Origin of the sequence: Pseudomonas sp. MS19 (assembly GCF_013277615.1) — a bacterium.
Classification (GTDB): domain Bacteria; phylum Pseudomonadota; class Gammaproteobacteria; order Pseudomonadales; family Pseudomonadaceae; genus Aquipseudomonas; species Aquipseudomonas marincola.
The window spans coordinates 145422-169361 of record NZ_VBTO01000014.1; the positions used below are offsets into that span (position 1 = coordinate 145422).

Genomic DNA, 23940 nt, shown 5'->3' on the forward strand with positions numbered 1-23940 from the left:
TTTCCGCGCAATGAATGAGTGAAGCCATAAAATAGCGCTCGATTAAATTGCGTGCAATTTATATTACCTATCATCACCAGCGGATTTACCCCGATATAGCCCGCGATGAGAAAATTCGACGCAGTCCCTTTGCCACAAACCAGACGCGACGTATTATTCGCAGCACTTTATTAGCGCAGTCCTCGCTCAGCTCAAGTCTGCAGCATCCACTGCCCCGCCTCTTCACTTCAGGATCGGTTCACATGCAGTTCAGCAAATCGAACAAGCTTGCCAACGTCTGTTATGACATTCGCGGTCCCGTCCTCAAGCACGCCAAGCGTCTGGAAGAAGAAGGCCAGCGTATTCTCAAGCTGAACATCGGCAACCCGGCCCCCTTCGGTTTCGAAGCGCCGGAAGAAATTTTGCAGGACGTGATCCGCAACCTGCCGACAGCGCAGGGTTACAGCGATTCGAAAGGCTTGTTCAGCGCCCGTAAAGCGGTCATGCAGTACTACCAGCAGAAAAACGTCGAAGGCATCGGCATCGAGGACATCTACCTCGGCAACGGCGTTTCCGAACTGATCGTGATGGCCATGCAGGCGCTCCTCAACAATGGCGATGAAGTCCTGATCCCGGCGCCCGACTATCCGCTCTGGACAGCCTCGGTGGCGCTTTCGGGCGGCAAGCCCGTGCATTATCTGTGCGACGAGCAAGCTGGCTGGTTCCCGGACATCGCCGACATGCGCGCCAAGATCACGCCGAACACCAAGGCATTGGTGCTGATCAACCCGAACAACCCGACGGGCGCGGTGTACTCCAAAGAAGTGCTCGCGGACATCGTCGAGTTGGCGCGCCAGCACAATCTGGTGATCTTCTCGGACGAAATCTACGACAAGATTCTCTACGATCAGGCCCAGCACATCTGCACCGCTTCGCTGGCGCCCGACGTGCTTTGCCTGACCTTCAACGGCCTGTCGAAGTCTTACCGCATTGCCGGTTTCCGCTCTGGCTGGGTGGCCATCAGCGGCCCGAAACACCGCGCGCAAAGCTACATCGAAGGCATCGATATTCTGGCCAACATGCGCCTTTGTGCCAACGTGCCGAGCCAGCACGCGATCCAGACCGCACTGGGCGGCTATCAGAGCATCAATGATCTGGTGCTGCCGAACGGCCGGCTGCTGGAACAACGCAACCGCACCTGGGAATTGCTCAACGATATTCCCGGCGTCAGCTGCGTAAAACCGATGGGCGCGCTGTACGCATTCCCGAAAATTGATCCGAAAGTCTGCCCGATCCATAACGATGAAAAATTCGTGCTCGATCTGCTGCTCTCCGAAAAACTGCTGGTGGTTCAGGGCACCGCGTTCAACTGGCCGTGGCCGGATCATTTCCGCGTCGTCACCCTGCCCCGTGTCGATGAGCTGGAAATGGCAATCGGCCGGATCGGCAACTTCCTGAAAAGCTATAAGCAGTAATCCTCAAGCCCGGTGGCAGACTCTGCGACCGGGCTTTTTTGTAAGTGATGACGTCTCAAGTTGGGCCCATGGATTTACACATCGACGATTTCTACAAAGACGCCGCCGCCACCTTGCTGATGCTGTATCAGGCCTTTCCGCGCAAGATTGCGGTGTATGTCGAAGACCTGATCGGCCGCGAAGAACCTGATGAATACGGCTTGCCGAGCAAGCGCCATCTGGGCTGCCTGAGCACCATGCTGTGGCTGGCGGATGAAGGCTTTATCCGCTACGAAAACACCATCAGCTACGACGCTATGGATCAAGCCGTGCTCACCGAGCGGGGCTTTTTGAATCTCACCCGCAGCGTGCCACACGTGGTCAGTAATGAGCCGGCACTGCCGCCCAGCGTGCGCCGTACCCAGGCGACACTGGCCTATCAGCTTCGTGACGCGGTGAGTCAACAACACAGTGAACGTATTGTCCGACTCAGCCGTCTACTCTTCGCCAATGCCGCGCCCGTCGAGCACGACACAGTTTGAAATAGTCGCCGAGTTGAAGTGTTCGATGCGCCCCCTTATATAGCCCTGTATTCAGTAGCCTTTTCCCGTTGAGGAGTTGTTTCAAACCATGAAACGCATTTTCCTGTTCCTAGCCACCAACATGGCGGTGTTGTTAGTCGCCAGCGTCACGCTGAAGCTGCTGGGCGTTGATCGTTACACCGGACAGAACTACGGCAGCCTGCTCGCGTTCTGTGCCGTCTTCGGCTTTGCAGGTTCGCTGGTTTCGCTGTTCATCTCCAAGTGGATGGCGAAGATGAGCACAGGCACGCAGATCATCACTCAACCGCGCACACGCCATGAGCAATGGCTGTTGCAGACCGTTGAAGAGCTGTCGCGCGATGCCGGTATCAAAATGCCGGAAGTGGGTATTTTCCCCGCTTACGAGTCGAACGCATTCGCCACCGGCTGGAACAAGAACGACGCATTGGTCGCCGTAAGTCAGGGCCTGCTGGAGCGCTTCTCGCCCGATGAAGTGAAAGCCGTTCTGGCCCACGAAATCGGCCACGTTGCCAATGGCGACATGGTCACGCTGGCGCTGATTCAGGGCGTGGTGAACACCTTCGTGATGTTCTTTGCGCGGATCTTCGGTAACTTTGTCGACAAAGCCATTCTGAAAAACGAAGGCGGCCCGGGTATTGGCTACTTTGTTGCGACCATCTTCGCGGAACTGGTACTCGGCATTCTGGCCAGCATCATCGTCATGTGGTTCTCGCGTAAGCGTGAATTCAAGGCTGATGAAGCCGGTGCCCGCCTCGCCAGCACCGACTCCATGATCGCAGCCCTGCAGCGCCTGCGCTCTGAGCAGAACGTGCCTGTCGAGATGCCAAGCACTCTGGCCGCGTTCGGCATCAACGGCGGCCTGAAGAACGGCCTCGCCGGTCTGCTGATGAGCCACCCGCCGCTGGAAGTGCGCATCGAAGCCCTGCGCCAGCGTCGCTAAAACGCACCGCAGCAACCGAAAAAGGCGACCACACAGGTCGCCTTTTTTATTGCCCGATAGCCAGCCCTGCCCGATGCGTGTTCAGCAGACGTTGAACCCGCGCCAGAAAACCCGGTCAATTTTAATAACTGCAGCCGTGTGGCTACAGCCTCCTTTGTAAGCCGAAAACGGCCCTGAACAGGAGCAAAACCATGACCGGATACAATTGGGATCTGATTGAAAACTTACTCCGCCATGCCCAGAGCAGTGGCGGCGAGTCGTTCAAGCCCCGCGAATACGCTGAACAACTGGCACATCAGAAAAGCACGATCAGCACCGCCAAGCCCAATCTGGATGACCTGAAAAAACTCGCCTGCGATTACGAAGCCTTACTGCTGAAAGCGGACTTCATTGCACCACGGCCCGAAGAGCGCGGCGGTAACGGCGAAAACTTCGTGCTTACCGATCGCGGCCAACGCCTGCTAAACATGCTTGGCAATCAGCAAGCCCGCGAACAACTCGACGCCAAAGGCAAGGCCGCGCTGGTACCTGAAGTGTTCGACTCCCTGCCCGCAACAGCCCCAATGGCAAGTCGTTGATGAGTCGCCCGCTCGTATTTCAGCCTTAATGACGGAGCAATCGTATTGGCGGGAAAGCCGGGCTTTCTCCGTGTGCTCTAAGCGTGACTGGTCGCCATGTGGCGGCCCGGGCGCTGACTCGATCTCGCGCCACCCCACGCAGGACCAAATGACCAGTCGCGGGGTGATTCGTCATACCATCAGTAACGTCAGTCTTTCAGCAGCCGGTAAACCCGCTCATCAAGCGCCGTCAGGCCGCGCTCAGCAAAGCGCCAGTTCAACCCCATGACATCGGCCACCTCTAGCGTCTCAAGCTGCCAGCCTGCGCTATACAAAGCCTTAACTTCTTCAGGATTCACCGCGAACGGCGGGCCGTCCATCTGCGCCTGATCATATTCAAGCGTCACCAACAGTCCCTGGGCGGCTGCCGGCAAAATACTCAGCAAGTGAGCGGCATAACGCTGGCGCATTTCGGGGGGTAACGCGATCAACGCGGCGCGGTCGTAAAACCCAACGCAAGCGCTAACCTGCTCAGCCGTCAGGGCAAAGAAGTCCCCGCAATAAATCTCTACCGGGCCGGCGCTGTAAACCGTGAAGGCACCTTCTTGGCGAATGCCCGGCGTCAGTTGTTGCTCGGCAAAGAACGCCTGCGCCGCTGTCTCGGCCAACTCTACGCCGAGAACCTTATGCCCCCGTGCAGCCAACCAGGCCATGTCCAGGCTCTTGCCGCACAGTGGCACCAGAATTTGCGAGCCGTCTGCTCCGGCGTCGGTAAATTGCAGGGTTTGCCAAAAGCGCTGCAAATAGTCGTTAACCTGCTTGGCGTGAAAACCGATTTCGTTGCGCGCCCAGCGCTGTTGCCAGAATTCAGCTTGCATAATCACTCCTCGGTAGTTGGCTGCATGGTGCCGCAAATTGGACTCATGCGCCAAGCCACCGAATACCTGCCGGTCAAGCATCCAGTTTTCTGATCGATTTAGTCAAATAAACCCATTTGAGTTGCCGACTTTATCGATAGAAAATCGCGCCTATCACTGAGGAGCACGTATGCAACCGAGCCTGTACATTTCTCACGGATCGCCCATGCTCGCCCTCGATCCGGGCGCTAGCGGCGTTGCATTGCGCCGACTCGCCGATGCGCTGCCGCGGCCAGACGCGATTGTGCTGATGTCGGCGCATTGGGCCAGCCACGACCTGCGCGTCAGCAGCGCCGCACATCCCGAAACCTGGCACGACTTCTCGGGCTTTCCGCCCGTCCTGCATCAAGTTCAATACCCGGCGCCAGGCAGCCCTGAACTTGCCGGCAAAATCCTGCAAATGCTCAATACCAGCGGCCTGCCTGCACAAGCAGATGAACAACGACCATTCGACCATGGCACTTGGGTGCCGTTGTCACTGATGTATCCGCAGGCCGATATCCCGGTTGTGCAAATTTCACTGCCGGTCAAACAGGGCCCTGAATTTCAGCAACGTATCGGCAAGGCGCTGCGGCCGTTGCGCGAACAAAACATCCTGCTGATCGGCTCAGGCAGCATCACCCATAACCTGTATGAACTCGACAGATATGCAGAACCCGAAGTGAGCGCACCCTGGGCGCAAGCATTTCGCGACTGGATAGTGGCAGCATTGGCCGCCGGCGATGAAGCGGCGCAGCTCAACTACCGCCAACTCGCCCCGCACGCCACACGCAATCACCCGACCGATGAGCACTTGCTGCCGCTGTACTTCGCACGGGGTGCGGGCGATACCTTCACCGTTGAACACAGCGGTTTTACTCTGGGATCACTGGCAATGGATATTTACAGCTTTGCCTGAATACGCGCACGCCAATACATCGACGTTAACAGTCGATTATTCAAGTCGCGGGATACCAAGGGGATTCAATAAGGAGTTATTGCGTTGGGCTTCCCAGTTGCTGGGAGCCGATTACAGCTGGCGTTATTGGAGGCGTCCCTACCAGCCACACCTCGGCACACAATGTCACCGCTGCGGCTGCTCCCTTCCAGGCCTGACCGGGTTCACGGCTGATCGTTGCGAGGGGACGTAAAGCCTTCTAAATCCGGGCTTACAGGGTGAAACTGGAATTGTCTTCTTTACGTTAACCAACACCAAAGCGGGTGCTGGAACTGACAAAAAATGTGGGGGTGGCCAGATTTGACCACTCTGCTGTACCACTTCGGTGTACCACTTTGGCCTACATAACTCGTCGCAAAGCCGTCTACTACCTGAATTTGCGGCTTCCCAAACACTTTGATCCACACCGGTCCACTCTGCGCTTGAGTTTAGGTGTAAAAGATCGCAAAACCGCCCTATTCCTGGCCGGTTCAATCGCCTACCGCATTCACACCTTTATAAGCAGCCACCCGCTGACCGAATCAGTCCAATTACGCGCCCTGTGTGCGTCATGGCTGACCGAAACCGACCCTACCGCCACCACCCGTACGACTGTTTCCGATCATCCCATAGAAGGCCCTGGAAGCCCGCCCAGAACCACCAAGACCCTGGGTGCCTTATCGAAGCTTTATCTGGCAGAAGGTCGTCGTGGTGGAGTCTGGAGAACGGTCAGTCAGCTGGAAGTTGAACGGGCTTTGCGCGATTTCTTTGAATTGATGGGTGACATGCCCATCACGGCATTCGGTATTTCAGAAGCAAGGACGTTCAAAGAACGACTGACCCGGTGCCCACAGTATTTTGGTTTACGACCGGAGTTCAACGGCATGACTCTGCGGCAAGTTGTCGATTCGGCACAACAGTACAAAGCTATCTCGCCAGTCACCGTAAACAACCGGCTGCGCAAGCTTTCAGCCTTCTTAACTTGGTGCCAAAACAACGGGTAAATCAAAACTAACCCCTTGTCTGGCATGAAGGTGAAAGCTGGCATTGCCAAAGATGCCCGGTTGTCTTTTGACCGTGCTGATTTGGGCAAGGTGTTGAATCTCACGGCCTTGAAACGAGAAGCACAGAAACATGCTTGGCGATACTGGCTTCCCCTGCTTGGACGTGCCACTGGTGCAAGGCTTGAAGAGCTATGCCAACTGTTCACTGATGACATCATCACTTTGCAAGGGACACCTTGCATCCGCATAGACGACACCCATAAAGAACAGAAACTCAAAAATGAAAGCAGTCGTCGAGTACTACCGATTCACCCCGAGCTGATCCAGTTGGGCTTTCTGAGCTACGTCGAAAACGTCAGGTTGTCCGAGGCTCACCGACTCTTTCCAGACCTAGAAGCGAGACGTGACCAACTCGGGCATGCGCCAAGCAAGTGGTTTGGTCGCTATAGATATAAACACGGTGTATGTGACCCCCGAAAAACCTTCCATAGCTTCAGGCATACATTCATCGATGACTTACGCGATGCAGGGGTACAAGACTCGCTGTTGAAGCGCTTGGTGGGCCATGTAGACGGTTCGATGACGTTTGGCGTGTATGGAAGCCGAATACCACTGGAAGCAATGCTGAATGCCATCACAGGGTTGGACCTCCATATCACCCAGTAAGCCCCCATACCAGTTGCGCTCCTACAGACATTTTGCGCAAAGCGCCGGCTTTTAAGGCATGTAGCCCACCAAAGACTATAAAACTGCCGGATTACTACCCAACAGTTAAAGAAAAGGGGCAATTGCGTGAGTCTATCCAACCCAAGCAAATCGCCCCAATGATTTAACTAAATTAAAAAACAAATAATAAACACCACACCACAACACCAACAAAAACACCGCCATAGCGATTTAATCAAATATTTATTTGATACAAACAAAAACACCTCTACATGCAAATTATTTAACACTCTTATCGAGAAGAATTTTTCATCCTGGTTTGTTTAGAATCAGCGTGCCGCATGGTAACTTTAGTTCATCAAACACGGCCCAACATCTGAAAGCGATAAACAACCATCTCTATCAGCGGGTCAAACTCAACCTTAAAAAGGTAAATCTTGATGACTAAAATCATCCATAAAGCTATCGCAGCGCCGGGCGCTGGTAAAACTCAAACTCTGATCAACACGCTTCCCGAATACATCAAACGTGGTGAAAAGATCATTCTTGCACTTCCCACCTTGAAGCTTAGCGATGACATCGTACAACGCATGCACCAAGCCGGATTGATGCCAAAGATCGTTAATAGCGAGCAATGCGCAAAAGAATCCGTAACCAAAGCACTCGGCAAGCTTCTGTGGAGTGGTTGTGAGAATTTGATCATCTCCACTCACGAAGGCATTCAACTTGCCGATCCGAAGCTCCTGCGTGGTTACATCCTTGTGATTGACGAAGTTCCAGAAGTCCTTGAGCTCAACCACTACACCCTCAGCGAGCCAGAAGCACAACGCATTATCGACAACACGACGAGTCACGGCCGCCATCTGAAGATCAAAAATGGACAGATTACTGCAATCAAGAATCGCGTTTATACCTATAAAGCCGCACTGACGAATCAGAAACTTGGATCAACCCTTTCACCTCTGGAAAGCAAGGTTTACACCACCATCCTAAATGGCAACCTTGCATATATGAACAAAGTAAAACCGCAGGACGGAAGTGAAAGCAAATACAACATCCACACCGTGGTAGAGAAAAATCTTTTCGAGCATATCGAGAACGCCAAAGAAACCCACATTCTTGCGGCCAACATCGATGGCGGTTTGTTTGATCTATTTGCCAAAAAACGCGGATACGAATACAAAAAATCCCAACTCACACCTTGCGAGTTTAATTACACCTGTAACATTCATATTTATCCTCTGATTAAAGGCCGCTGGTCGAAAACCAAAGCGCTCGAAGATAGCGCCGGAAATAGTCACCAGAGCCATATTGGACTTTACAACCACCAAAATATTGATAAGGCATTGGCCGCTGCGATGTGGGATTGCCCATTGAAGAAGCCGCTGATTTTCCTGAACAGCTGGCATAACTTCGACCTTAACCACGATTATCCTAAATCAGATGCCAAAGTCTGCCAAATTGACAGCCGTGGACTGAATAATTACATGGATAGCACCGCAGCCATCCTGCTGTTCGGAGGGTTGCCAAGCCCGCATGACAGGGAAAGCCTCAAAAGGATCGGAGAGCAACACGGTATCGACCTCAAGTCATTGATTGATGCCTGGCTCGTCAAGAACAAGCTAGAAGCTAGCCTTCAAGCAGCAACACGGACGGCAATCCGAAACCCGGAAAATACGACACCAGTATCTCTGTATGTCCAGGATTCTGAAGTCGCAGCGTATTTGAAAAATACCTATATGCGGAATGCTGTAATCGATGATCGCTTGGCACTGACCCCAGCTGAAAAAGAAGACGGCAGGTCTAATCTAACCGCACATCAAAAAGCAGAAATCAAAGACTTCATTCAAAAGATCGCTCGCATGCGGGTTAAACGCTCAGCCGTTAACAAACACATCATGGTGACATGGGGGGCTTCCGAAACCACAGCACGTCGTTGGACAAAGGATTTTTTCTGTAAACCGCATACTTGGTCAACAGAAAATCTTGAAAAGTTCCTTGTATAACTTGGCATAGCCCCGCTTCATGCGGGGCGTCAAACGGCATCACAAAATCGGTCATACCCCTAAGAGATATCCTTAGCGATATGGTTGTTTTTGATACTTCATGGTCTTTAGGTTATTAACAGTCCATAAAGAACCATGAAGATCACAGCATGCCGCAGGCATGGTGTTGCGCAGCACACATGAACTGTATAGGTTATTCACCAACTAGAACCGTCACGGCTCTGCCTTCGGCATCGCTCGTAAAAACCAACACACCAAACCGTAATGGTCTTTCTAGACACGTCAGTAGTGTTAGGGCTAACTATGGGTTGTGCTCGCCCGTACCGGGCTTACACAAGCAGCGCTCGCTTGCTCGCACTGCAACCTATGGGGATTCATTCGTAAATGATCAAAACCCAATCTGTATCCACTACAACGAATAGTTGTAATCCGACTGGAACATCAAGTCCCCAGCAGTATTAGTCGCCTTCGGCGAAACTCCGGATGCCGTCTTAGCGGAAGATTCTGGAAATTTCGGTATGCCGTTCTATTAAAAACCCGCTAATACGCGGGTTTTTATTTTAGTAGGGTTTTATTACCACTCCCGGGAAAGCTAGGCAGTCTCTCAACTGCCCCGGAAGTGTATGACTGCAAGACAAGAAAAATTCCTGACCGATGTTATACAAGGCCACGAATTCCATACTCGTCAGGGCACCGTCTGGTTTCCAAGTACCATCCCTCTGTAGAACCCATGGACCGGCCTGACTCAGGAAGCCTTTGCGGATCACTGCGGCTTTACACGTACCTATATGTCGCGAATCGAAACCGGCGCGGCCAACCCAAATCTCGACGCGATCAAGGTTTTGGCTGACGCTCTCTGCGTATCCCTTTCCGACTTATTCGCTGATCTATAGAAAAGCCTGCATCTGCGGGCTTTTTTGGCTTTATGCCTATCTAAATTGATCGTCGGATTACAACGGATCACCGACCAACACGGCTCGGCCTTTGTCAGCTTCGCAGCCGGTCGGCGGAGTCCAGTTTAGGGCTGCCGTCTTTTCTGTCAAAGAAATGGCCAGTCGCCGTTCCAGGCATAACCCAATCGCACGTTCGGCAACGACTTCAATGCTAGCGTCATCCCATCGAATAACCCGGTAGCTGAATACCTGAGCTTCGATGTCTTCGCCGGTGGTGTGGTGCAGGATCGTCGCGACAGCCTCGTTGCATGTGTTGCGGTCACGACTACAACGGATTTCGACGGCATTGGTGCCAGGGCTCTGATAACCATCAACCGTCTTCCACCACCCCATATGGTCAGCTCGCCTTGATCTTGCTTGAAGATCAGCGGTGGAATAGTTGTGTTTTCGAGAGAGGATGGCTTGGTTAGCCAAAGAACTGAATATGTAGCAGCCAAGGCTGATGCCAAAATGATCAGCAGATAATTAAAATATCGCATGCAGAATCCTTTCTGGAAGCGGCCATCCTGGCCGGAAATTGGAAAACAATGCGGGATGTTACTGTCAGTCCGCGTCAGGTATTGAGATAGCGCCAACGTCTATTTTGGTGCCAGGCTTCCGTCAATCATTGCCTCTTGATGAGAACTGATGTCGTCGCAACCTTTTGCACAAAACTGCACGGTACGTGTGAGCGGGTCGCCTAGATGGCCAAACTGGTAAACATCACCTGAAACAACACCAGTGTTCAGTTTGGAAATTTCCAGCTCGTAGAAGTCACCCAGGCATATCCAAGTTGAAAGCGGTAAGCAGCAGGATTTAGCAGGGAGAAAGAAAGCTGGAAATCTATTGGCACTCTGGCAGCCAAAGTCATTACGAAAATTATGACCTTTTGAAGTGGTTTTTGCAGCGAGGACAACTCCACTATCGATGTTACCTAATACAACCAAATACTTATTTTTGGTTGTGCCATCGGCAAACATAAAATCCTTATGGAAAAATATCGTCCCAGGTTTCACTCTACTTCCTTAGTGCACCAATCATTTCAGCCCGATCATTGATCAGCGTCAACAACGCTTCCTCTTCTTGTTTCCGCACAGCCATCGCATAGGGAATATGTTCCTGTCTGCGCCCCTGAACTTCGTAGACTTGGTGCCAGGGGAGATTCTCCAGATGGGTTTGCTCTACCATCTGCTCCGCATCGGCATCCTTAAACTGAACGGCCAGCTCCTGCAAAATGCGTAATTCGCGCTTGGAGAAATGTGCTGGGTCAAATTTACTCAACGTATTAACGGTGAGCATATTCCCCTTCTGGGTAGCAACAAGCTTAAATAAGCAGTTGCCCTCCCAGTCCGTGCTCGGACGCTCTAACTCTTCAAATAGTTTTGTAGGCACCGGCCCCATCGGCCACGCGAAATACTTTAGGCCCGTGACTGGGCGACCCGTGTCACGAAAATGAGTAAAGTCTAGAAAATACAAAAGCTTAAACAGCTTTGTCTTTCCCAGCTTCTTTGTATTTTGCGCAAAAAACTTCACTGCTTCGATCAGTTTTTCACGTTCGTGTTGAATTAGCATGCTCATAGAATAGCCTACTGTAATCTCCCGATTCCATTTCTTTAGACCAAGAACAGCGACAAATATTTGGCTCCGTTGACAGCGGCGTCAGTTTTATCGCGCCCACTAGGTTGCCGAGTCGCATCTGTCTGCCAATGCTTCCATGTTCAAAAACGTCCGTTTTTGACCCCACACCAAAACGTCCCCCAGAAGGTGCCATAAAATAGGGATTGCAGTTTTGGCACCATCAATCATAATGACACTACGTTTTTGCCACCAAGGCCATCGCCATGTCCCGTACCTTTGCTTATTGCCGCGTAAGTACCGCTGGCCAAACCACCGAGAACCAAATTCAGGAAATCAAAGCAGCTGGGTTCGATCTGCAACCGCAACGGGCAATTGAAGAAACGATCAGCGGCAGTATCAGCACCAGCCAACGCGCTGGTTTTAACAAGTTGCTAGAACGTATGGAATCCGGTGACGTGTTGGTTGTGACCAAGCTAGACAGACTTGGCCGAAACGCCATTGATGTTCAATCCACGGTTGAACTGCTGGAAGGCAAAGGAATCCGGGTTCATTGTTTGGCGTTGGGTGGTGTCGATCTGACCAGCGCAGCCGGCAAGATGACCATGGGCGTATTGGCCGCTGTCGCTCAATTTGAGCGCGATCTGTTGATCGAACGTACACAGGCAGGGTTACAACGGACAAAAGTAGCAGGGACGAAACTAGGCCGTCCAATGGCTGCATCTATAGAAGATGTGCAGAAACTAAAGGTCGAAGGATTATCGCAATCTGTTGTTGCAGCACAGCTCAATGTGAGCCTGTCCACCGTGAAACGGCTTTGGACAAAATAACCTGCTGTAACCTTCTACAAGGCCCCTGATGGGGCTTTTTCACTTCCAGCTAGCCCTCCCCCGACTGAACGCCAGTCATTTGAAACAATGCACCGTAGGGCTTTAATGATGGACGGAGGGGGAGGATTATCAAATCGATGATACCTAAATGCCCAACTAGTTGCGAGGGACCCGGCGTTAAGTATTGTTATTTCCATCAACGTCTAAGGCTTATCGAAAATAATTCGCGCACCACGTATTTCATGCGTGCGCAACTGCCCTCTCCTTTCGAGCCGACTCAACGAAGACATCAAATTCCTCGAACACCATTTCCTTCTCTGCAAATGGGTTACTCAGATAATCACAATATTGTTCAGCCAAGGTTGCTCTTGCATCACCTTTGAGAAAATCAACATCATAATCACGCAATAATGAGAACACATCATCTTTATATGGATTATCAATCTTACCGACCAAATAATACTGATAAAGCAGAAGCCAATATTGATCAATCACGTATTCACTTGCCCCTAAAATATCATCAACAAAATTTTTAAGAAGCTCGTTATCCGGCTGCAACTTTAATAGACAAACCAATGCAACACAATCAGCTGAATCAATAATACCCTGCACCGCATCTGGCGAGACGCTCAAACCATACTCAATAAGATAATATAACGACCAAACCATTCCATCCGAACGCCGACTTTTCGCATTCACCACAATCAAATCATTAAAATATCTTTCATACTCTGAAACATCCACATCCGTGCCACGAACAACCAATCCGAGATAAGGTATAAGAACAGGATAGTGCCAAGCAAGATTAAACACATACAGAAAAACGGACTTCACAGCAGAACTATCCAAGCTATGCACAACAGTTGCAATAGCGTATTTAAGAACACTTCCGTCTGGTGTTTCCTTATTGAGACGCACGGCAAAATCTAAATACGTGATCACTTCAAAAGTCAGAAGTTTACGACGACTAAAGCTATCAGAAACTATTGTACTTGGTGTAACTGCACCCAATTGAGAAACCCAACCATCAGATAATGGTTCCGGAAGTTTCGTGATTTTTGTTTTTTGCAAATTTAATCCAAGTTTATACTTTGCAAGCTCCACACCTAGTATACGGATAAAATCCTGAGCTTCTTCATGCGTAGAGCAAAATGCAATATAGTCATCAATATATCGCCTAAAGCAATACCCAGAATCGACAAGCATTTTATCCACCCGCCCAAGTATCAGCTCAACAACAATACTAGATACGCCTGGACCTATTGGAATTCCCTGTGTTTCATTTCGTCTTGCACTACGCTGAAAATAATCAAGTTCATCCGACCAATGCCGCTCCCGATCATTACCTTTCCCACCTTTTAGCTTAGCCTTGGACTCATCAAAACCCACGACGGCCCACGGAATAGAGTGCGTATATATACTGCCAAAACAATTTGAAATATCCGCATCAACCCGAAATGCTTTACCAAAGCTATCCTCTAACGCCCGAATTGTTTTAGTATCGGGGTCTTCATAATTCATTATCATTATTCGCCCATCAGTGTGCTGCTCCGGACGAATCATACTAAGCTCATTACCTTTGATATATTTTATATCTTCCCAATTATCACTAACAACCTTAGCTAAGTGAGCAGCAGCAACTGGATGCATCAACCCAAGGGTTCTTGGAATATTATTGTGCCGGGTAACTGAGTATGAAACATAATCAAAACCAAGCTTACGTTTCTTGAGCGCGCCTGACACAATTATCTTCTCGGCAATTTCAGGAGTAAATGTTACCGTTGAGAAGATCGGTGGCATTTCCCCAACAACATTCTTTTGATTAGGAAAATAGTTAAACCGAGTAAGAGCCTCATACAAGTGACGACCTTCATTAAACGATATCACACCCACCCCCAAGCCGAAAAAAGAGAACACATCAATCAATAAGAGCTTTTAACTTATACTTCCTAAAAGCTATATACTTGGTAAATCCAAATTTAATATATAACTTCCCATTTTTAGCCTTAAATGGGACACCGACGACAATGAAGTCAGCGCCTTGAAGGTCCTCAACATCTTTCAGACGAAAATCTTCCATAAGATCGTCCTCTAGGTCTTCATCGTCGATTAGAATACTTGGCTCAGTTTTGTAATCACCGCAATTCAGCCATAGCCCGCCATTGCTTCTGTTTACGTTGTTAATTCGCCCCCAGAAAATTCTAGCTTCGCCAAGAGGTGCGTTTGCAATATCCCTCTGTGCAACTAAATGCTCACCAAGCACACCTTGAAGAACGATACGCCCGCCATCCGCAACCATCTTCACAGTTGCGTCATCTTCAGGGTAATCAGGGTTACGCCATAAACTAGTGAGTATCTGCCGCAGCGATTTGTTTTCGGGGTAATCACCAACACTAGAATACGTTCTGGTCGTTCCCCAACGAGATTCTTTACCGGGCTTCGGTGCTGGCGCAGTTACGTCAATCGACTGCTTACGCTGCTTGTCGAGATCAATATGGATGGTGGCTGGATCGCCTGAAGAAGGTTCGCCGTCATCATCGGCAATTAGTGTGACCTTGTTGCCACACTCATCAGCATGGTGTGCCGCAAAACACGCAACACGGTCGTATTTCTCGGTAGAAAATCCTTTGACGAACCATGACTTTTCTTCGCAGTCATCGCATGCAATGTTGCCCCGATATTTTTCGGGGTCTTGCTGGTACAGGGTGACAGTGCAATCCGTACCATCCGGTACGTAGGTAACCGTTTCCATCCAGCCATCCTCGCCAAATGAACGCCAAAGCGTTACAGCCATTCCAGTAACAGGATGGTTCTAGCCACAGGCCCGCATCCCTTCTGAAGTCAGACTACCAGCAGAAATTTAGCGGCGATATGCCAGTACGCAATTTAACCGTTTGGTCAGCTGTGGTGCGGCTCAGGTATGGACTGGCCTAGGATAAATTCTCCACCCCTCGGATAAGGCCAAGGAGAAAGCGCCTACACGGGCCGTAGCAAAACGATTGAAGATGGGACAATACGATCCTATATCGCTGCGGGAAACAGCTACAGGAACACGGGAAAGGCCATTTTTGCGAGCATATCGACTGTGTAACGGGCGATGAAATCGGGCACCCCCACCCTACCGGGGGCCAACAATCCGATGGTACCTAAATCGGCAACTAGTGGAATGAGTGCTCGCCCGGTTAGCTTTGAATTCTAGGTAGTATTGAGCCCGTCAAAAACGAGCCAGGTTGCAATGCAACGCATTACCAGAAAACCGGCACCTTTCAGCGCACCACACCCATGCCATCCAGACCTACGACGTCATCCAAGTTGGATAGCCCACGACTTGACCAATAGGTAAGCGAACAAAAGTCTGAATCACGCAAAGATTGGACGTTAATACTCCCATTAGCATGGACTGACGCACATTGATGGGTGACATTGGATGTCGACATTCAAGGGAATGGAGGTCTGCTTACTGCGGGGCAGTGCCGAACCGTGATCGATTCGTTCTACCTGGGGTAGTCGAACATAGGCTTGGCGAGAAATGCTAAGAGAATTAGGATACCCAGCTACGGCGCACCACTTCGGTGTACCAAAACCCTGGACCACTCTGCATTTTTTGACTGATAAATCCCTGCGAAATCAAGGACTTATAGACTGGAGGCAGCCCTACCAGCCACACCCCGGCACACAATGTTCCCGCTGTGGCTGCTTCCTTCCGGATCTGACCAGGTTCACGGGTAATCGTTGCGGAGGGACCGGTAGGGCCACCATAACGCGCCCGCCTTGCAGCGAGCGCCGCCATTGTACCGGCTTGAGCTAAAGTTACAACCTTCTCAATCACTTAGCCTGCAAATCAGGCGCAAGCGCTGAGGATATTGATCACAATCAAAGCGCAAAGCGGCGTGTGCACTAAGCTTGCTGTGACATTTTGCCCGCTTAATCTTCCCAGCCTTCGGGGAATTTCCTGCAAGCGTGCGAGTCACATAAGCGTCTTGCACGCCTGGCACACGCCACAAGCAGTGCCATTGGCGGCAAAACGCAGTAACCTGCAACAGCGCTAGATGCGCAGCCCATCTCTACAAGGAGCAACAGCATGGCCATGACTAAAGATCAGTTGATCAGCGACATTGCAGAAGCCATCGACACCCCGAAGGCGACTGTTCGCGCGGCACTTGAACAGCTCAGCGAAATCGTCAGCGATGCCCTCGAAAACGGCGATGAAATCACCCTGCCAGGTATCGGCAAGCTCAAGGTCACCGAGCGCCCTGCACGCACCGGCCGCAACCCGCAAACGGGCAAGGCGATCGAAATTGCAGCGAAGAAAGTTGTTAAGTATGTACCCGCCAAGGCTCTGACTGACGCGATCAACTGATCCGCCAAAGGCTGACTGCCCGCCTTTAGGCGCAAGCAGCAAGCGGGTTATCACATCTGGATAACCCGCAGCCACCCACCGGCTCGCACGCCCTGTGCAGAGCCTGCTTTAAACCTCGATACCGTAACCTGCCAGGCGCTGAATAAACTGCGCCTCGTCCAGCACGGCCACGCCCAACTCAGTTGCCTTCGCCAGCTTGGAGCCAGCCCCGGGCCCTGCTACCACGCAGGTGGTTTTGGCAGACACTGAACCGGCCACCTTGGCGCCCAGCCCTTCGAGCTTTTCCTTGGCCACATCGCGGCTCATGATTTCCAGGCTGCCGGTCAGCACCCAGGTTTGCCCGGCTAAAGGTAAACCCTCGACCTGCTTCTTCTCACTTTGCCAGTGCATGCCGAAATCACGCAGTTGCGCCTCAATCGCCAGTGCCCGCTCAGCATTCGCCGGATCATCGAAGAAATCACGCAGCGAGCGGGCTGCCTTTTCGTTTAGGCGTTCGACTTGGCGCAAATCCAGCCAGTCAGCCTGGATAATCCCCTCAAGTGACTGGAATCGAGCAGCCAGCCTTTCAGCGCCGGTTGCCGCGATGGAGGCAATATTGAGCTTGTCGATAAAGCCGGCGAGCGTGGTGCAGGCAGCAAACTCAGGATGCAACTCGCCCTCTTCCTGCAATTGCAGGCCGCGCTCGAGCAAATCGGCAATTACCTGACGGTTATGCGGATCGATAAAGAAGCTGTGTATTTCGTGCGCCACTTCCAGACCGACATCTGGCAGATAAGTCAGCACTTCCGGCAACGCCCGCTGGATGCGCTCAAGCGAGCCCAGCGCGCGCGCCAGCAGCTTGGCGGTCTCTTCGCCTACATCAGGAATACCCAGCGCATAGATAAAGCGTGCGAGCGTCGGCTTGCGGCTGTCGGCAATTGCTGCGAGCAGGTTCTTGCTCGACAGCTCGGCAAACCCCTCAAGCTGCACCACCTGATCGAATGTCAATGTGTAGAGATCAGCGGGCGAGCGCACCAGCCCTTCATCGACCAATTGCTCGACGCTCTTCTCGCCCAGCCCTTCAATATCCATGGCACGGCGCGAGACGAAATGAATAATCGCCTGCTTGAGCTGGGCCGCGCAGGCCAGACGGCCGACGCAGCGATAGATCGAACCTTCGACAAACGATTCCTTGCCCTTGCTGCGCTTGACCAGTTGGGTGCGCTCGACATGCGAGCCGCACACCGGACAATTCTCGGGGATGCTCACCGCACGCGCATCGGCGGGGCGACGCTCAGTCACCACCTGAACCACTTGCGGGATTACATCGCCGGCGCGGCGGATGATCACAGTATCGCCGATCATCAATCCCAGACGCGCCACTTCATCCATATTGTGCAGCGTGGCGTTGGACACCGTAACGCCGGCCACTTTCACCGGCTTGAGGCGCGCCACCGGGGTGACTGCTCCCGTGCGGCCAACCTGAAACTCAACATCCAAAAGCTCGGTCAGCTCTTCCATTGCCGGGAACTTATGGGCAATCGCCCAACGTGGTTCACGCGCCCGGAATCCCAGCTCGCGCTGACTGGCCAGGCTGTTGACCTTGAACACCACGCCGTCTATCTCATACGCCAACGACTCGCGTCGCTCGCCGATATCCCGGTAATACGCCAGGCACTGATCGATGCCCTTGGCCAGTTTCAGCTCGCGGCTGATCGGCATGCCCCAGTCTTTGAGCGTCTGCAAAATGCCGATATGGGTTTGTGGCAGCTCGCCCTCAACCTGCCCAATGCCGTAACAGCAGAATTCCAGCGGACGCGCGGCGGTGATCTTGGAGTCGAGCTGGCGCAAGCTGCCAGCCGCCGCATTGCGAGGGTTGGCAAATGTCTTGCCGCCCAGCGCGAGTTGGCGCTCGTTAAGCGCCTCAAAACCGGCCTTGGACATGAACACTTCGCCGCGCACTTCAAGAACCGCAGGCCAGCCCTCGCCCTGCAGCTTTAACGGCACATTCCGGATGGTGCGCACATTGACGCTGATGTCTTCACCCGTGCTGCCGTCGCCACGCGTAGCGCCGCGCACCAGCAGGCCGTCGCGGTACAACAAACTCACCGCCAAACCGTCGAGCTTGGGCTCGCAGCTGTATTCAACCTCCGCGCCGCCACCGAACAAATCGCCGGCGGGCAAATCCAGCCCTTCACGCACTCGCCTGTCGAAGCTGAGCATGTCCGCTTCTTCAAAGGCGTTGCCGAGGCTGAGCATTGGCACTTCGTGTTTGACTTCGTCAAAGGCTGTCAGCGCCAGGCTGCCGACTCGCTGTGTGGGCGAGTCCGGCGTAATCAGGTGCGGGTTATCGGTTTCAAGTTGCTTCAACTCTTTGAACAGACGGTCGTACTCTGCATCCGGAATGCTCGGCTCATCAAGTACGTGGTAGCGGTAATTGTGCTGATCAAGTTCGGCACGAAGTTCAAGAATGCGCTGGGCAACTTCACTCATAACAATGTCTCGGAAACGAAAAGAGCAGCCGCAGCTGCTCTTTTTCTGGTCATTAACTGTTTGCTTGCAGCGGCGCTAAAAGCAAACCTTAACTCTGGATGCTGTGCTTACTTTAGCTTGCCTGTCATCTGACGGCGCTCGAACTCGACAATCCGCTGACGATAATGCTCGATGGTTTGCGCGGTCATGACACTGCGCTGATCGTCTTTCAACTCGCCGTTCAGCTCGTGCGCCAGTTTGCGCGCGGCCGCCACCATCACATCAAAAGCCTGCTTGGGGTGACGCGGGCCTGGCAAGCCGAGGAAGAAACTCACGGCGCGGGTGCTGAAACCCTCGATATCGTCGAGATCAAAAGTACCCGGCTTCAATGCATTGGCCATGGAGAACAGCACTTCGCCATTGCCTGCCATGCTTTCGTGGCGGTGGAAAATGTCCATCTCGCCAAAGCGCAGGCCACTTTCAAGAATATTCTGCAGCAGCGCCGGGCCTTTGAAGCCATCACTGTCACGCGCGATTACGTTGATAACCAGCACTTCGTCGACCGGTGCCTGCTCCTTTTCGGGCTTGGCAGGCTCGGCGATTTTTCCAGCCTTTTCAGGTTTGCTCGAAACCGGCTCATCGAGGTCGAGATTAAGGTTCAGGTCACCCTGTTGCGGCTCTTTGGAAGGACGGCGGCCAGAGTCGCGCGCACTCATCGACGGCAAATCGGTCTCGTCGAACGAAGGCTCTTTGTGCTCGGCAGGGCTAAGCACGCGTGGCGGGCTCAGCAAATCCGGGTCGCTGTCATCATCCGGGAGATTGGCAGCACTGCGATCAAGTTTGAACTTCAACTTGCCCTTGCCGCCGCGCATGCGCCGCCAGCCGTCGAACAAGATACCAGCGATCACAATGATGCCGATGACTATCAGCCACTCGCGCAGACCGAATTCCATGAAATACCCTGACCCCTAAAAAAATTAAAAATAAAAATGAAGCCGAAAAACCCAGGCTTCCGACACTCTATTTGTACTGCCAAATGCACTTAAGGCTCTAAATTCTGGCGGGTGACTTCTACCTGTAACAAAAGTGGGCAATAAGCTATCACGACGAACGGTAACTTTACACTGCCCCAAGCGTAAAACAGTCACTGACACGCCTGTTCTGCGAAGAACTTGAGTAACAATCAATAAAGCACAGTCTACAAGTTGTAATTGTGCATTTCGAGATTGTTTTCTCAGCTCCGCGCACACAACCCAGGCAACCCTCAGAAAACCGCCCTGTCAGGCATCAACCATCGCCAGCGCTTCCTCGACATCTACCGCAACCAGACGCGAACATCCCGGCTCGTGCATGGTTACACCCATCAACTGATCCGCCATTTCCATGGCGATCTTGTTATGCGTGATGTAGATGAACTGCACTTTCTCGGACATCTCCTTGACCAGCCGCGCATAACGGCCGACGTTGACGTCGTCCAGTGGTGCATCCACTTCATCGAGCATACAAAATGGCGCGGGATTTAACTGAAAGATAGCAAATACCAACGCCAGAGCCGTCAGTGCTTTCTCACCGCCGGACAACAAATGGATGGTGCTGTTCTTCTTGCCGGGCGGGCGCGCCATGATCGTTACACCAGTATCGAGTAAATCTTCGCCCGTGAGTTCCAAATAAGCGCTGCCGCCGCCGAAAACTTTCGGGAAAAGTGCCTGCAAACCGCCGTTGATTTGATCGAACGTCTCCTTGAATCGATTACGTGTTTCCTTGTCGATCTTGCGGATTACGTTCTCCAGCGTTTGCAATGCCTCTTCAAGGTCGGCGTTCTGCGCATCGAGATAACGCTTGCGCTCGGACTGCTGCTGATACTCGTCAATCGCCGCCAGGTTGATTGCACCGAGGCGCTGAATTTTTCCGCCAAGGCGCTCAAGTTCCTCTTCCCAAGCGCCCTCGCTGGCATCCGCAGGCAAGGTGCCGAGCACGGTATGCAGGTCATAGCTGTCCTCGCCGAGCTGATCCTGCAACGCTTTGCGCCGCACATTGAGTGACTGCCACTCCATGCGCTGTTGTTCGAGCTGGCCGCGCAACAGCTGCGACTGCTGCTCGGCCTGAGTTCTGCGCTTTTCAGCGTCGCGCAATTGGCGGTCGGCATCTTCCATCGCCAGCCGCGCATGCTTGAGTTCATCCTCGACGCCCATGCGCCGGTCTAGCAGCTCCTCAAGTTTGAGGCGCAACTCTTCAAGCGGCGCTGCGCCCTCCTCCAAATTCAAACTCAGCTGCTCGCGGCGCTCGTGCAGGCGCTCGGATTGCAGCTTGAGGCGATCCAGCGCTTGGCGCGTCGAGTCATGCTGTGCGCGCAACGAGCCCATGCGCACCGCCAAGTGATGCGCATGGTCTTTATGCTGGCGCGCATCCTGGCGCACCCGATCGAGGCGCTCGCGTAATTGGTCACGCAACGCCTGCAAGGTTTCCCGCTGCTCATTGTCGAGCGCCATCGCATCCAGCGACTCTTGCAGCAATAAACGGCTCTCGCCCAACTGCTCATGCTCAAGTTCACGTTGAGCGCTGAGTTCGGCAATTTCATGGTCGAGTCGCTGGCGGCGCAACGTCAGTTGTTCGGCCTTGGCCTGGCTCGCCGAAAGCTGAGCCTTGAGTTCACTCAACTGGCGGGCCTGATCCTGAATCTGCCGGCGCAAGGACTCGCGCTGCTGCTCAAGCTGAGTTTGCTGTTCACGCAAATGCTCGAGACGCTCATCAAGCACCTGCAACGAGGTTTCGCGCTCTGCACACTCAAGGCCTAATTGTTCGATCTCCTGGCCGCGTGCCAACAGCCCGCTTTCGGCCTCGCTGGCACGACGAATCCGCAAGAAATGCCGCCCCAGCCAATAGCCATCACGGCTGATCACGCTTTCGTCATCGGCCAGTGTGGAACGGGCAGCCAAGGCATCATCAAGGGTTTCAACCGTGCGCACGCGCGCCAGCCACGGCGCCAGATCAATCGACGCCTCGACCTTGTCGAGCAAGCTGCCGGCCACTCGCGTGGCGCCTTTGCTGGGCGTAATCAGGCGCAGGTCGCCCTGACTGAAGCTGGCAAAGTCATAACTGCTCAAGCCAGCTGCATGGCCGTCATCCAGCAGCACGGCTTGCAGGTCAGCGCCAAGCACGGTTTCTACGGCCAACTCCCAACCAGCGTCTACGCGCAAGCCTTCGGCCATGCGCGGCAAATTGGCCAACTGTTGGGCCTGCAACCATTGTGCGGTACCCTGCCCCGGATCCAGCGCGGCCTGCTGCAACGCCTCAAGCGATGCCAGGCGACCATTGAGGCGCTGCAACTCACCCTGCGCTTGTTGCTGGGCCTGACCGGCCTGTTGCAATTCGTCACGCAGCTGTTGCAGACGCTCAGCCACTTCGGCCTCGCTCACTTGCAGGGTTTCTTCCTGCAGCAAACCGGCAGCCACTTGCTCGCCCAATTCGAGAATTGCGGCATCCTGCGGATCTGCGCTCAGTTGCTCCAGTTCATCAGCCAGACGCCGCTGACGCTCAGCCAGGCGCTCAAGCCCTTGCTCCAATTGCTGAATGCGCGACTGCTGCACCTCGGCCTGACGACGCGGCTCGGCGGATGACTGATTGAAGCCATCCCACTTTTCCTGCCAGCCCTGCATGGCCGTCTCAGCGTCTTCAAGCGCCGCGGCACTCTCTTCGGCGGCCGCCGCCGACAACTCCTGTTCAGGCGCCAGCTGGCCAAGCTCCTCGTCGAGCGTGGCCAACAGCGTGCTGTCGTGCCCAAGATGCGACTCGGTCTCCTGACGCGAACGCTCGGCTTCCATCAGGTCATCCTGCAACTGGCGAAGACGTTGCTGGCCGTGCTGAATACTCTGTTCGACGCGGGCGATATCACCGCCCACCGAATAGAAGCGCCCCTGCACCAGATTGAAACGCTCGGAAAGCTCGTGATGACCGTCGCGCAGGCGCTCAATGCTCGCATCGGCGTTGCGCTGTTCGGCTACCAGCGCCTCAAAACTGATTTCCTGATTGCCGATAACCGCTTCGCGCTGACCCACCTGTTCATTCAGGGTTTGCCAACGCAGGGCTGTCAGCTGCGCCTTGAGCTGGCGTTCTTCGGCTTTGTACTCCTGATACTTCTCGGCGGCCTGGGCCTGACGATGCAGGCGTTCAAGCTGGCGCTCCAGCTCTTCGCGCAGGTCGGTCAGGCGCGCAAGGTTTTCGTAGGTGCGGCGAATACGGTTTTCGGTTTCGCGGCGGCGCTCCTTGTACTTGGAGATGCCCGCCGCTTCCTCGATGAAGTTGCGCAGGTCTTCGGGCTTGGCCTCGATCAACTTGGAGATCATGCCCTGCTCGATAATCGAGTAGCTGCGCGGGCCCAGACCAGTACCCAGGAAAATATCGGTAATATCGCGCCGGCGGCACTTGGTGCCGTTGAGGAAGTAGGTGTTCTGACTGTCCCGCGTGACCCGGCGGCGAATCGAGATTTCGTTGTAACCGGCGTATTCGCCCACCAGCGTGCTGTCGGAGTTGTCGAACACCAGTTCAATCGACGCCTGCGTCACGGGCTTGCGGGTATTCGAGCCATTGAAGATAACGTCAGTCATCGACTCGCCGCGAAGGTTCTTCGCCGAACTCTCGCCCATCACCCAGCGTACTGCGTCGATAATGTTCGATTTACCGCAACCGTTCGGCCCCACGACGGCAGCCATGTTGCTCGGAAATGTCACGGTTGTCGGGTCGACGAAGGACTTGAACCCGGCCAGCTTTATACACTTCAGGCGCATGCGCAG

Annotated in this window: 20 protein-coding genes and 2 other RNA genes; 11 read left to right on the forward strand and 11 right to left on the reverse strand. The window is 53.3% G+C overall.

The features are described 5' to 3' along the window. The first annotated feature begins 242 nt into the window (after nt 1-242). The 4 genes from FEZ62_RS16435 to FEZ62_RS16450 all read left to right on the forward strand — a co-directional run bounded on the left by FEZ62_RS16435 (nt 243) and on the right by FEZ62_RS16450 (nt 3514). Nucleotides 243-1454: a pyridoxal phosphate-dependent aminotransferase gene (locus FEZ62_RS16435; protein WP_069898774.1), complete on the forward strand. Its 1212-nt coding sequence runs from the start codon at nt 243-245 to the stop codon at nt 1452-1454. 68 nt (nt 1455-1522) lie between these two features. Continuing rightward, the gene (locus tag FEZ62_RS16440; RefSeq protein ID WP_172928984.1) at nt 1523-1975 is read left to right on the forward strand and encodes a hypothetical protein; all 453 of its coding nucleotides are present in this window, start codon (nt 1523-1525) and stop codon (nt 1973-1975) included. A gap of 88 nt (nt 1976-2063) precedes the next feature. Beyond that, complete coding sequence (gene htpX / locus FEZ62_RS16445; RefSeq protein WP_069898778.1) at nt 2064-2936, forward strand: protease HtpX; 873 nt, start codon at nt 2064-2066, stop codon at nt 2934-2936. A 191-nt stretch (nt 2937-3127) separates the two neighbouring features. Next, complete coding sequence (locus tag FEZ62_RS16450; RefSeq protein ID WP_172928986.1) at nt 3128-3514, forward strand: transcriptional regulator; 387 nt, start codon at nt 3128-3130, stop codon at nt 3512-3514. Between the two features lie 188 nt (nt 3515-3702). On the opposite strand, the gene FEZ62_RS16455 is transcribed toward FEZ62_RS16450, so the two are convergent. Beyond that, on the reverse strand, nt 3703-4371 hold the full coding sequence (locus FEZ62_RS16455; RefSeq protein ID WP_172928988.1) for a thiopurine S-methyltransferase: 669 nt from the start codon (nt 4369-4371) through the stop codon (nt 3703-3705). Nucleotides 4372-4540: 169 nt separating this feature from the next. Between FEZ62_RS16455 and FEZ62_RS16460 the strand changes: the two genes are divergently transcribed. Then, nucleotides 4541-5308 (forward strand): class III extradiol ring-cleavage dioxygenase, encoded by a 768-nt coding sequence (locus tag FEZ62_RS16460; RefSeq protein ID WP_172928990.1) that lies wholly within the window; start codon nt 4541-4543, stop codon nt 5306-5308. Nucleotides 5309-5444: 136 nt separating this feature from the next. Here FEZ62_RS16460 and ffs (FEZ62_RS16465) read toward each other — a convergent pair. Continuing rightward, nucleotides 5445-5541, reverse strand: an RNA gene (gene ffs, locus FEZ62_RS16465) — signal recognition particle sRNA small type. Between the two features lie 141 nt (nt 5542-5682). Here ffs (FEZ62_RS16465) and FEZ62_RS20940 point away from each other — a divergent pair. The 4 genes from FEZ62_RS20940 to FEZ62_RS16480 all read left to right on the forward strand — a co-directional run bounded on the left by FEZ62_RS20940 (nt 5683) and on the right by FEZ62_RS16480 (nt 9895). Next, the gene (locus tag FEZ62_RS20940) at nt 5683-6330 is read left to right on the forward strand and encodes a hypothetical protein (protein WP_345940452.1); all 648 of its coding nucleotides are present in this window, start codon (nt 5683-5685) and stop codon (nt 6328-6330) included. Between the two features lie 24 nt (nt 6331-6354). Continuing rightward, complete coding sequence (locus tag FEZ62_RS20945; protein ID WP_345940453.1) at nt 6355-6996, forward strand: site-specific integrase; 642 nt, start codon at nt 6355-6357, stop codon at nt 6994-6996. 440 nt (nt 6997-7436) lie between these two features. Then, on the forward strand, nt 7437-9002 hold the full coding sequence (locus FEZ62_RS16475; RefSeq protein ID WP_172928993.1) for a hypothetical protein: 1566 nt from the start codon (nt 7437-7439) through the stop codon (nt 9000-9002). A gap of 740 nt (nt 9003-9742) precedes the next feature. Beyond that, entirely contained in the window at nt 9743-9895 is a 153-nt protein-coding gene (locus FEZ62_RS16480) for a helix-turn-helix transcriptional regulator (protein ID WP_172929078.1), read from the forward strand. A gap of 57 nt (nt 9896-9952) precedes the next feature. Here the strand turns inward: FEZ62_RS16480 and FEZ62_RS16485 are convergent, their stop codons facing one another. The 3 genes from FEZ62_RS16485 to FEZ62_RS16495 all read right to left on the reverse strand — a co-directional run bounded on the left by FEZ62_RS16485 (nt 9953) and on the right by FEZ62_RS16495 (nt 11512). Continuing rightward, nucleotides 9953-10288 (reverse strand): hypothetical protein, encoded by a 336-nt coding sequence (locus FEZ62_RS16485; protein WP_172928995.1) that lies wholly within the window; start codon nt 10286-10288, stop codon nt 9953-9955. Between the two features lie 245 nt (nt 10289-10533). Continuing rightward, a complete protein-coding gene (locus FEZ62_RS16490) occupies nt 10534-10950 on the reverse strand; it encodes a hypothetical protein (RefSeq protein WP_172928998.1) in 417 nt (138 codons plus the stop codon). A gap of 1 nt (nt 10951) precedes the next feature. Next, nucleotides 10952-11512, reverse strand: coding sequence for a Panacea domain-containing protein (locus tag FEZ62_RS16495; RefSeq protein WP_242454980.1), 561 nt, complete (start codon nt 11510-11512; stop codon nt 10952-10954). 263 nt (nt 11513-11775) lie between these two features. Here FEZ62_RS16495 and FEZ62_RS16500 point away from each other — a divergent pair, with 263 nt between their 5' ends. Further along, nucleotides 11776-12339, forward strand: a complete 564-nt coding sequence (locus tag FEZ62_RS16500; protein ID WP_172929000.1) for a recombinase family protein — start codon at nt 11776-11778, stop codon at nt 12337-12339. Nucleotides 12340-12579: 240 nt separating this feature from the next. On the opposite strand, the gene drt4 is transcribed toward FEZ62_RS16500, so the two are convergent. The 3 genes from drt4 to ffs (FEZ62_RS16515) all read right to left on the reverse strand — a co-directional run bounded on the left by drt4 (nt 12580) and on the right by ffs (FEZ62_RS16515) (nt 16088). Beyond that, the gene (gene drt4 / locus FEZ62_RS16505) at nt 12580-14256 is read right to left on the reverse strand and encodes an antiviral reverse transcriptase Drt4 (RefSeq protein ID WP_345940455.1); all 1677 of its coding nucleotides are present in this window, start codon (nt 14254-14256) and stop codon (nt 12580-12582) included. 1 nt (nt 14257) lies between these two features. Next, the gene (locus FEZ62_RS16510) at nt 14258-15091 is read right to left on the reverse strand and encodes a hypothetical protein (RefSeq protein WP_172929004.1); all 834 of its coding nucleotides are present in this window, start codon (nt 15089-15091) and stop codon (nt 14258-14260) included. Nucleotides 15092-15991: 900 nt separating this feature from the next. Further along, an RNA gene (ffs, locus tag FEZ62_RS16515) (signal recognition particle sRNA small type) lies at nt 15992-16088 on the reverse strand. A gap of 332 nt (nt 16089-16420) precedes the next feature. On the opposite strand from ffs (FEZ62_RS16515), the gene FEZ62_RS16520 reads away from it, so the two are divergent. Continuing rightward, nucleotides 16421-16699 carry an HU family DNA-binding protein gene (locus tag FEZ62_RS16520; protein WP_069898783.1) on the forward strand — a complete coding sequence of 93 codons (279 nt, stop codon included), beginning with the start codon at nt 16421-16423 and terminating at the stop codon, nt 16697-16699. A 108-nt stretch (nt 16700-16807) separates the two neighbouring features. Here the strand turns inward: FEZ62_RS16520 and ligA are convergent, their stop codons facing one another. From ligA to smc, 3 genes are all read right to left on the reverse strand, one after another. Next, nucleotides 16808-19171, reverse strand: coding sequence for an NAD-dependent DNA ligase LigA (gene ligA, locus FEZ62_RS16525; protein ID WP_172929006.1), 2364 nt, complete (start codon nt 19169-19171; stop codon nt 16808-16810). Between the two features lie 107 nt (nt 19172-19278). Continuing rightward, nucleotides 19279-20103 carry a cell division protein ZipA gene (gene zipA, locus FEZ62_RS16530; RefSeq protein ID WP_090508538.1) on the reverse strand — a complete coding sequence of 275 codons (825 nt, stop codon included), beginning with the start codon at nt 20101-20103 and terminating at the stop codon, nt 19279-19281. A 327-nt stretch (nt 20104-20430) separates the two neighbouring features. Continuing rightward, a complete protein-coding gene (smc, locus tag FEZ62_RS16535; protein WP_172929008.1) occupies nt 20431-23934 on the reverse strand; it encodes a chromosome segregation protein SMC in 3504 nt (1167 codons plus the stop codon). Nucleotides 23935-23940: the final 6 nt, after the last annotated feature.

Coding starts and splice junctions, on each gene's coding strand:
- FEZ62_RS20945 (WP_345940453.1), top strand. CDS start 6,355: ATGAAGGTGAAAGCTGGCATTGCCAAAGATGCCCGGTTGTCTTTTGAC.
- htpX (WP_069898778.1), top strand. CDS start 2,064: ATGAAACGCATTTTCCTGTTCCTAGCCACCAACATGGCGGTGTTGTTA.
- FEZ62_RS16460 (WP_172928990.1), top strand. CDS start 4,541: ATGCAACCGAGCCTGTACATTTCTCACGGATCGCCCATGCTCGCCCTC.
- FEZ62_RS16520 (WP_069898783.1), top strand. CDS start 16,421: ATGGCCATGACTAAAGATCAGTTGATCAGCGACATTGCAGAAGCCATC.
- FEZ62_RS16495 (WP_242454980.1), bottom strand. CDS start 11,512: ATGAGCATGCTAATTCAACACGAACGTGAAAAACTGATCGAAGCAGTG.
- FEZ62_RS16485 (WP_172928995.1), bottom strand. CDS start 10,288: ATGGGGTGGTGGAAGACGGTTGATGGTTATCAGAGCCCTGGCACCAAT.
- FEZ62_RS16510 (WP_172929004.1), bottom strand. CDS start 15,091: ATGGAAACGGTTACCTACGTACCGGATGGTACGGATTGCACTGTCACC.
- FEZ62_RS16500 (WP_172929000.1), top strand. CDS start 11,776: ATGTCCCGTACCTTTGCTTATTGCCGCGTAAGTACCGCTGGCCAAACC.
- zipA (WP_090508538.1), bottom strand. CDS start 20,103: ATGGAATTCGGTCTGCGCGAGTGGCTGATAGTCATCGGCATCATTGTG.
- FEZ62_RS16435 (WP_069898774.1), top strand. CDS start 243: ATGCAGTTCAGCAAATCGAACAAGCTTGCCAACGTCTGTTATGACATT.
- FEZ62_RS16455 (WP_172928988.1), bottom strand. CDS start 4,371: ATGCAAGCTGAATTCTGGCAACAGCGCTGGGCGCGCAACGAAATCGGT.
- FEZ62_RS16440 (WP_172928984.1), top strand. CDS start 1,523: ATGGATTTACACATCGACGATTTCTACAAAGACGCCGCCGCCACCTTG.
- ligA (WP_172929006.1), bottom strand. CDS start 19,171: ATGAGTGAAGTTGCCCAGCGCATTCTTGAACTTCGTGCCGAACTTGAT.
- smc (WP_172929008.1), bottom strand. CDS start 23,934: ATGCGCCTGAAGTGTATAAAGCTGGCCGGGTTCAAGTCCTTCGTCGAC.
- FEZ62_RS16450 (WP_172928986.1), top strand. CDS start 3,128: ATGACCGGATACAATTGGGATCTGATTGAAAACTTACTCCGCCATGCC.
- FEZ62_RS16475 (WP_172928993.1), top strand. CDS start 7,437: ATGACTAAAATCATCCATAAAGCTATCGCAGCGCCGGGCGCTGGTAAA.